This window comes from Xylophilus sp. (assembly GCA_009914555.1).
GTDB lineage: Bacteria > Pseudomonadota > Gammaproteobacteria > Burkholderiales > Burkholderiaceae_C > WNDY01.
In genome coordinates this window covers 1-7,068 of record WNDY01000106.1, presented here as the reverse complement: position 1 = coordinate 7,068, position 7,068 = coordinate 1, and the positions used below count along the sequence as shown (strand labels likewise).

Here is a 7,068-nt window from a genome sequence, read left to right as displayed (position 1 = left end):
CCAACAATCCCACCCGCAAGCAGATCAAGCCTTTTGACCCGGTCGCCTACCGCCGCAGGAACATCATCGAACGCGCCTTCTGCCGCCTCAAGGACTGGCGGCGCGTCGCAACCCGATATGACAAGCTCATGATCAACTTCGCAGCAACATGCTACATCGCAGCTATCGTCACTTGGTGGCTCAATCGAGTCTGGAGCCTAGAGCGGTTCCAGTTACAGCGGTTCCAGTTAAGAATGAATCGTTAGAACCGCTGTAACTGTTTGTTTTTACGAATTATCCCACGCAAAACCGCTTCGCACTTTTGCTGGAAATGCTCTGAACAGTTGCTTGATACGCCGATTTTGATCGGCGTATCATTTTTTTACTTCTAATTTAGCGATCTATAGGCGTGCGATCTCACGCCGCTCTTGCACAATAGGCATTTTTGCGGTTATCAGCATCACCCGGCGCTGACTGTGCCAGGATAAAGCCTTTCTGCATTGTGCTGCATGTGAAAACTTCACTGTGCGCGAATAAAGAAAGCCTAAACAGTTCAGCGCGAATGGCACCCGTCATCGCACATTTTTGGTTTGATAGGTCCGGCATATCTCGACCGGACTCTCTATGGAGCGTTTCGATGTCGTTGCCGGATAAAGCCTTTCCCGTTTCCTGGGATCAGTTCCACCGTGATGCCCGCGCCCTTGCCTGGCGTATTGCAGATATGGACCGCGAATGGCGTGCCATCGTTGCAATCACTCGCGGCGGTCTGGTTCCAGCGGCCATTGTTTGCCGTGAACTCAGCATCCGCCTCATCGAAACGGTCTGCGTTGCGTCCTATCACGATTATACATCGCAGGGCGAAATGGAAATACTGAAAGGAATTAGCGCTCCGCTTCTAGAAAATGGAGGCGAAGGCGTAATCGTGGTCGATGATCTGACCGATACTGGCAAAACCGCAGCCATCGTTCGTGAAATGATGCCAAAGGCACATTTTGCAACTGTTTATGCAAAGCCAAAAGGCCGTCCGCTAGTCGATACATTCGTAACCGAAGTCTCTCAGGACACTTGGATCTACTTCCCATGGGATATGGGCTTCACATATCAGGAACCGATCGCTGGCGGAAAACGCGGATAAACGAAAATAAATGAAAGACGATTGCGGTGGTAAATTCGCCGCAATCGCACTATATTGAAAGTCAGCCGAAATGAGATGGAGGCATGTCACCAAGCTTTTGAGTTAAAGCGATGTGACTGCTAATTTCAGCAAAACCTTAAAAATAAAAGCATTTTCAGCTTCTTATTCTGAGACCCTGTTAAACAAATCCATTGTCATTTTGGCGAATCAATCCATTCTGTTTGGAAAATGGTGAGACTTTCGCGGTGAAAACACAGGCCAAAAAATTTGTTGCGACAGAGAAGCGTATTTTGACGCCTTCTGGTCGTTTGCAGCAAGTTGCGGCTCTGGTGTACCGCTATGAAGCTCACGAATTGCAGATACTTGTGATCACCAGTCGTGGAACGGGTCGCTGGATTATCCCAAAGGGATGGCCGCAGGTTGGTCGCACGCTTGCAGATACTGCCGCTCGTGAAGCTTATGAAGAAGCTGGCGTTCGTGGTGAGATATCGTCTCAGCCAATCGGTAGCTTTGATTATTGCAAAAACGACCTGCCACCTGAGTGCATCAACCAGTTTACTGTTGCAGTCTATGCGTTGCACTTTGTCGAACGCGCGAAAGATTGGCCGGAACGCGAACAGCGCGTTTGCGAATGGGTTTCGCCCCGAGAAGCTGCTGCGCGTGTGGATGAAGTCGACCTGAAACGCATTCTTCTCGACTTTTGCGGCTCGCCTATCGCGATTGCTGCCGAGTAACCTTCTGCTTATAAACGCTTTTTAAACCGTCAGGCATCAGTCGCGAGTGGCTTTTGCGGTGTCCGGTGTTCTGTATTTTGTTTTTCCGGCTAATTTTTTTTGTCTTTCACATAACCGTCATTCTCCCCGTTATCCACATTTGCCCCCAGAGCTTTCCCACAATATCTAGCGTCTGCGGCCTTATGGTAAACCAATGCTTGACGCTCATGTCCGAGTCGTTTTTTATGAGTCTGTCGTTGCGTGAGTGGCGTGGCCGAGCGTAGTCAATTAGTCGGTCTTTTCTTCAAACTAGCTAAATTCCTAGCGAGCTTTGCGTCGAAAAGACGCATATCACGCGGGGTGTTTTGCGTCTGAAACTCAGGCCGACTAGGTGTGACGGAAAGCTGGATTTATTGATGGCGGCATCGCATTAATACTAGATTTAGTATTTTCAATCATGGTAACATACCAGATGGGGAAATCCTGATCTGAAAGCTTGCTCGACTTCGAATAAGTTCGGCCACTGGCCGGAGCGCTGATACGCCTCTCATGAGGATGTTCGGCCAGATGAATCTCCGATGAGTTAGTTCCTCAATACGATTGCCCTCTCACCTGTTGGGAGGACGTTCGAAACAAATCGACGCGATGCGTACCGTGGCTGGCAGGCCGAGGCTGAAATTTATCGGTCTGGCCACTATATATAGAACGTTTGGATGGGACAGATGAAGATCGAACGCCGTTTCACGAAAGAGAATCAGTCGGCCTATGCCGATATTGAGTTCCGCACAGCGACCAGCGAGATCAAGAATCCCGATGGTTCTGTGGTGTTCCGCCTTGAGAACATCCATGTTCCTGCGCAGTTCAGTCAGGTTGCTGCTGATATTCTCGCGCAGAAGTATTTCCGCAAGGCTGGCGTTCCCGCCAATCTCAAGAAGGTTGAGGAAAATGACGTTCCTTCCTGGCTTTGGCGTTCGGTAGCGGACGAAGATAAGCTTGCGATGCTCCCTGAAGGTGAGCGCTTCGGTTCCGAAATGGATGCGCGTCAGGTTTTTGATCGTCTCGCCGGCACCTGGACCTATTGGGGCTGGAAAGGCGGCTATTTCAATACGGAAGAAGATGCGAGTGCTTTCCGCGATGAACTCGCATACATGCTGGCGACGCAGCGCGTGGCGCCAAACAGCCCGCAATGGTTCAACACCGGCCTGCATTGGGCCTATGGTATCGACGGTCCTGGTCAGGGCCACTTTTTTGTTGACTGGCAGACCGGCAAGCTGACGAAATCGAAGTCCGCTTACGAACATCCGCAGCCACATGCCTGCTTCATTCAGTCGGTCGGCGATGATCTCGTCAATGAAGGCGGCATCATGGATCTCTGGGTTCGTGAAGCGCGTCTCTTCAAATATGGCTCGGGCACCGGCTCGAATTTCTCCTATCTGCGTGGCGAAGGTGAAAAACTTTCGGGCGGCGGCAAGTCGTCAGGTCTGATGAGCTTCCTCAAGATCGGCGACCGTGCAGCGGGTGCGATCAAGTCCGGCGGCACGACCCGTCGCGCGGCCAAGATGGTTGTCCTCGACGTCGATCATCCGGATATCGAAGAGTATATCGACTGGAAGGTAAAGGAAGAGCAGAAGGTTGCTGCTCTCGTAACCGGTTCCAAGATCGTCAAGCAGCATCTGGCTGCCATCATGAAGGCTTGCGTCAATTGCGAAGCCGGCTCGGCAGAAACCCGGGATGATTGCTTCGATCCATCAAAGAACCCTGCCCTCAAGCGCGAAGTTCGTGCTGCCAAGAAGAATCAGGTTCCTGAAAACTACATCAAGCGTGTTATCCAGTTCGCACGTCAGGGCTACACGGACATTCAGTTCAAGACCTATGACACCGACTGGGATTCGGAAGCCTATCTGACAGTCGCAGGTCAGAATTCGAACAATTCGGTATCGCTCAAGGATGAATTCCTGCGCGCCGTTGAAGAAGATGGCGACTGGAACCTGACCGCACGCCGCGATGGTCGTGTCATGAAGACGCTCAAGGCGCGCGATCTTTGGGAAAAGATTGGTTATGCTGCCTGGGCTTCGGCTGATCCGGGCCTGCACTTCAACACCACAATGAATGATTGGCACACCTGCCCGACCGCAGGCCCAATCCGTGCGTCCAATCCGTGCTCGGAATACATGTTCCTTGATGACACGGCTTGTAATCTGGCATCGATCAACCTGCTGACCTATCGCAATAAGGACGGCTCGTTCGACATTAACGCATATGAGCATACTGCTCGTCTGTGGACGATGGTTCTCGAAATCTCGGTGATGATGGCGCAGTTCCCTTCGAAGGAAATTGCCCGTCTCTCCTACGAATACCGTACGCTCGGCCTCGGCTATGCCAATATTGGCGGTCTGCTGATGACCAATGGTATTCCTTATGACTCCGATGAAGGTCGCGCCATCGGCGGTGCCCTCACCGCGATCATGACTGGTGTTGCCTATGCCACGTCAGCTGAAATGGCGCGTGAACTTGGCGCGTTCCCAAGCTATGAGCCAAACGCTGAGCATACGCTGCGCGTTATCCGCAACCATCGTCGCGCCGCTCATGGCGAAACCGAAGGTTACGAAGGTCTTGCCGTCAATCCGGTTGCACTGATTGCTGAGGATTGCCCAGATCAGGACATGATTACCCACGCACGCGCTGCATGGGACAAGGCACTGGCGCTTGGTGAAAAGCACGGCTACCGCAATGCACAGGCAACCGTTATCGCGCCAACCGGCACGATCGGCCTTGTCATGGATTGCGATACAACCGGTATTGAACCAGACTTCGCGCTGGTAAAGTTCAAGAAGCTTGCCGGTGGTGGTTACTTCAAGATCATCAACCGCGCAGTTCCTGAAGCGCTTCGCACACTTGGTTATGCTGAAAACCAGATCGCTGAAATCGAAGCTTATGCAGTCGGTCACGGCAACATCAATCAGGCTCCAGGCGTCAATCCATCATCGCTGAAGTCGAAGGGCTTTACTGATGAGAAGATTGAAGCGCTGAATGCTGCTCTGAAGAGCGCCTTCGACATCAAGTTTGCTTTCAACAAGTGGACGCTGGGCGAAGATTTCTGCAAGGACGTGTTGAAGCTTACCGATGAGCAGCTCAACGACTTCTCGTTTGAAATGCTGCCTGCACTTGGATTTGCCAAGAAGGACATTGAAGCGGCCAACGTTCACGTTTGCGGTGCGATGACTCTTGAAGGTGCGCCTTTCCTGAAGGAAGAGCATTACGCAGTGTTCGATTGCGCCAATCCTTGCGGCAAGATCGGCAAGCGTTACCTCTCGGTCGATAGTCACATCCGCATGATGGCCGCTGCCCAGCCGTTTATTTCGGGTGCGATCTCCAAGACGATCAACATGCCGAATGAAGCAACGGTTGAAGATTGCAAGAGCGCATACCTCCTTTCCTGGAAGCTGGCCCTCAAGGCGAATGCACTTTATCGCGATGGTTCCAAGCTTTCGCAGCCGCTCAATGCGTCGCTCATCTCGGATGATGAAGACGAGGATGATGCAGTCGAAGCGCTGATCGAAGCACCAGCTGCAGCGCGCGCCGTTCAGATTACCGAACGCGTTGTCGAGAAGGTCATTGAAAAGATCGTTCACGAGCGTGATAAACTGCCGAACCGTCGTCAGGGTTACACGCAGAAGGCAGTCGTTGGTGGCCACAAGGTTTACCTGCGCACCGGTGAATTTGGTGATGGCCGTCTCGGCGAAATCTTCATCGATATGCATAAGGAAGGCGCTGCTTTCCGTGCGATGATGAACAACTTCGCCATCGCTGTGTCGCTTGGCTTGCAATATGGTGTGCCGCTCGAAGAATATGTTGAGGCTTTCACCTTCACGAAGTTCGAGCCTGCCGGCATGGTTATCGGCAACGATGCTATCAAGACGGCAACGTCGATCATCGATTATGTGTTCCGCGAACTGGCAGTGTCTTACCTTGGTCGCAACGATCTCGCTCATGTTGATACGAGCGATTTCTCCAACACGGCACTCGGCAAGGGCATCAAGGAAGGCAAGACCAACCTCGTTTCCACTGGCTGGACCCGTGGCTACAAGCCAACGCTGGTTTCAAACAGCCCTTCGGGCAACGAATCCAAGGGTTCGGCACAAACGGCTTCATCGGTTTCGAATGTAACGACACTCAAGTCTTTCTCTCCGCGCCCGGCGACTGTTGGTCTCGTGACGGATGGTGCAACTGCATTCAAGCGCGAGTTTGAAGAGCAGCCAGCAGCAGCGCCACAGCAGGGCAATGTTGCTGCGACTGAACTGTTCTCGGATAAGGCGGCGTCTGACGCGGCATCTGCCCGTGCAGAAACTACTAATGCTGCGAAGAAGCTTGAAGCTGACCGTCGCATCAAGTCGATGATGCAGGGCTATACCGGCGACAGCTGCACGGAGTGTCAGAACTTCACGATGGTTCGCAATGGTACCTGCCTTAAGTGCGACACCTGCGGCGCGACAAGCGGCTGCAGCTGATCTTTAGAGCGCTACCTGTTTTGATTGAATCATAGGTAACGCTCTAATTATTCGTCTATTCGTATTATTCTACGCAAAACCGCTTCGCACTTTTGCTAGAAAAACTTTAAAGATCAGAGATGATATAAAAGACAGGCCGGAAAAATCCGGCCTGTCTTATTTTATATTAGAGATTATTAGAGCGTTTCCGCGTTTTTCTGAATCGAATGCGCTTCCCAAATCAGTTTTGTTCTGATTCATGGATGCTGGCTGGATGGAGGCCAGCATCCAATGACCGCACCGATATAGAATGATCTTCGTGAGCGCGTTGTTGCCGCCGTGCTGAGTGGCGAAAGCGTTCGTTCAGTGGCGACGCGGTTTGAAATTGCCGCGTCTTCAGTCGTGAAATGGTCCCAGCGCCATCGTGCGACCGGATCGGTTCGTCCCGGCAAGATGGGCGGCCATCGCAAGCGGATACTCGAACCGCATCGTGATATGATTGTGCAACGGCTCGCCGAAAACCCGCACCTGACGTTGCACGGCCTGAAGGCGGAGTTGTCCGAGCGGGGTATTTCCGTCTCGCACAATACGATTTGGGAATTCCTTCGCAGCGAAGGGCTGCGCTTCAAAAAACGCTGTTCGCCCTTGAGCAGGCGCGTGCCGATGTCGCTCGCAGAAGACAGCGGTGGAAGGCCCTGCAAAATCATCTCGATCCCGAACGGCTGGTCTTCATTGACGAGACCTGGATCAAGAC

Annotated in this window: 3 protein-coding genes and 2 pseudogenes; all 5 read left to right on the top strand. The window is 52.3% G+C overall.

The window, feature by feature from the left end; translation table 11 throughout:
• A pseudogene (locus GAK38_RS23085) lies at window positions 1–245 on the top strand (hypothetical protein); the annotation flags it as partial.
• A 371-nt stretch (window positions 246–616) separates the two neighbouring features.
• Entirely contained in the window at window positions 617–1,114 is a 498-nt protein-coding gene (gene gpt, locus GAK38_RS23080) for a xanthine phosphoribosyltransferase (protein WP_325347232.1), read from the top strand.
• Window positions 1,115–1,359: 245 nt separating this feature from the next.
• Window positions 1,360–1,848: an NUDIX hydrolase gene (locus GAK38_RS23075; protein WP_325347231.1), complete on the top strand. Its 489-nt coding sequence runs from the start codon at window positions 1,360–1,362 to the stop codon at window positions 1,846–1,848.
• A 701-nt stretch (window positions 1,849–2,549) separates the two neighbouring features.
• On the top strand, window positions 2,550–6,335 hold the full coding sequence (locus tag GAK38_RS23070) for a vitamin B12-dependent ribonucleotide reductase (RefSeq protein WP_325347230.1): 3,786 nt from the start codon (window positions 2,550–2,552) through the stop codon (window positions 6,333–6,335).
• Window positions 6,336–6,653: 318 nt separating this feature from the next.
• Window positions 6,654–7,068: pseudogene (locus tag GAK38_RS23065) on the top strand (IS630 family transposase); the annotation flags it as partial.

Excerpts from the sequence above, each read along its gene's own strand:
- gpt (WP_325347232.1), top strand. The coding sequence starts at position 617 with ATGTCGTTGCCGGATAAAGCCTTTCCCGTTTCCTGGGATCAGTTCCAC.
- GAK38_RS23070 (WP_325347230.1), top strand. The coding sequence starts at position 2,550 with ATGAAGATCGAACGCCGTTTCACGAAAGAGAATCAGTCGGCCTATGCC.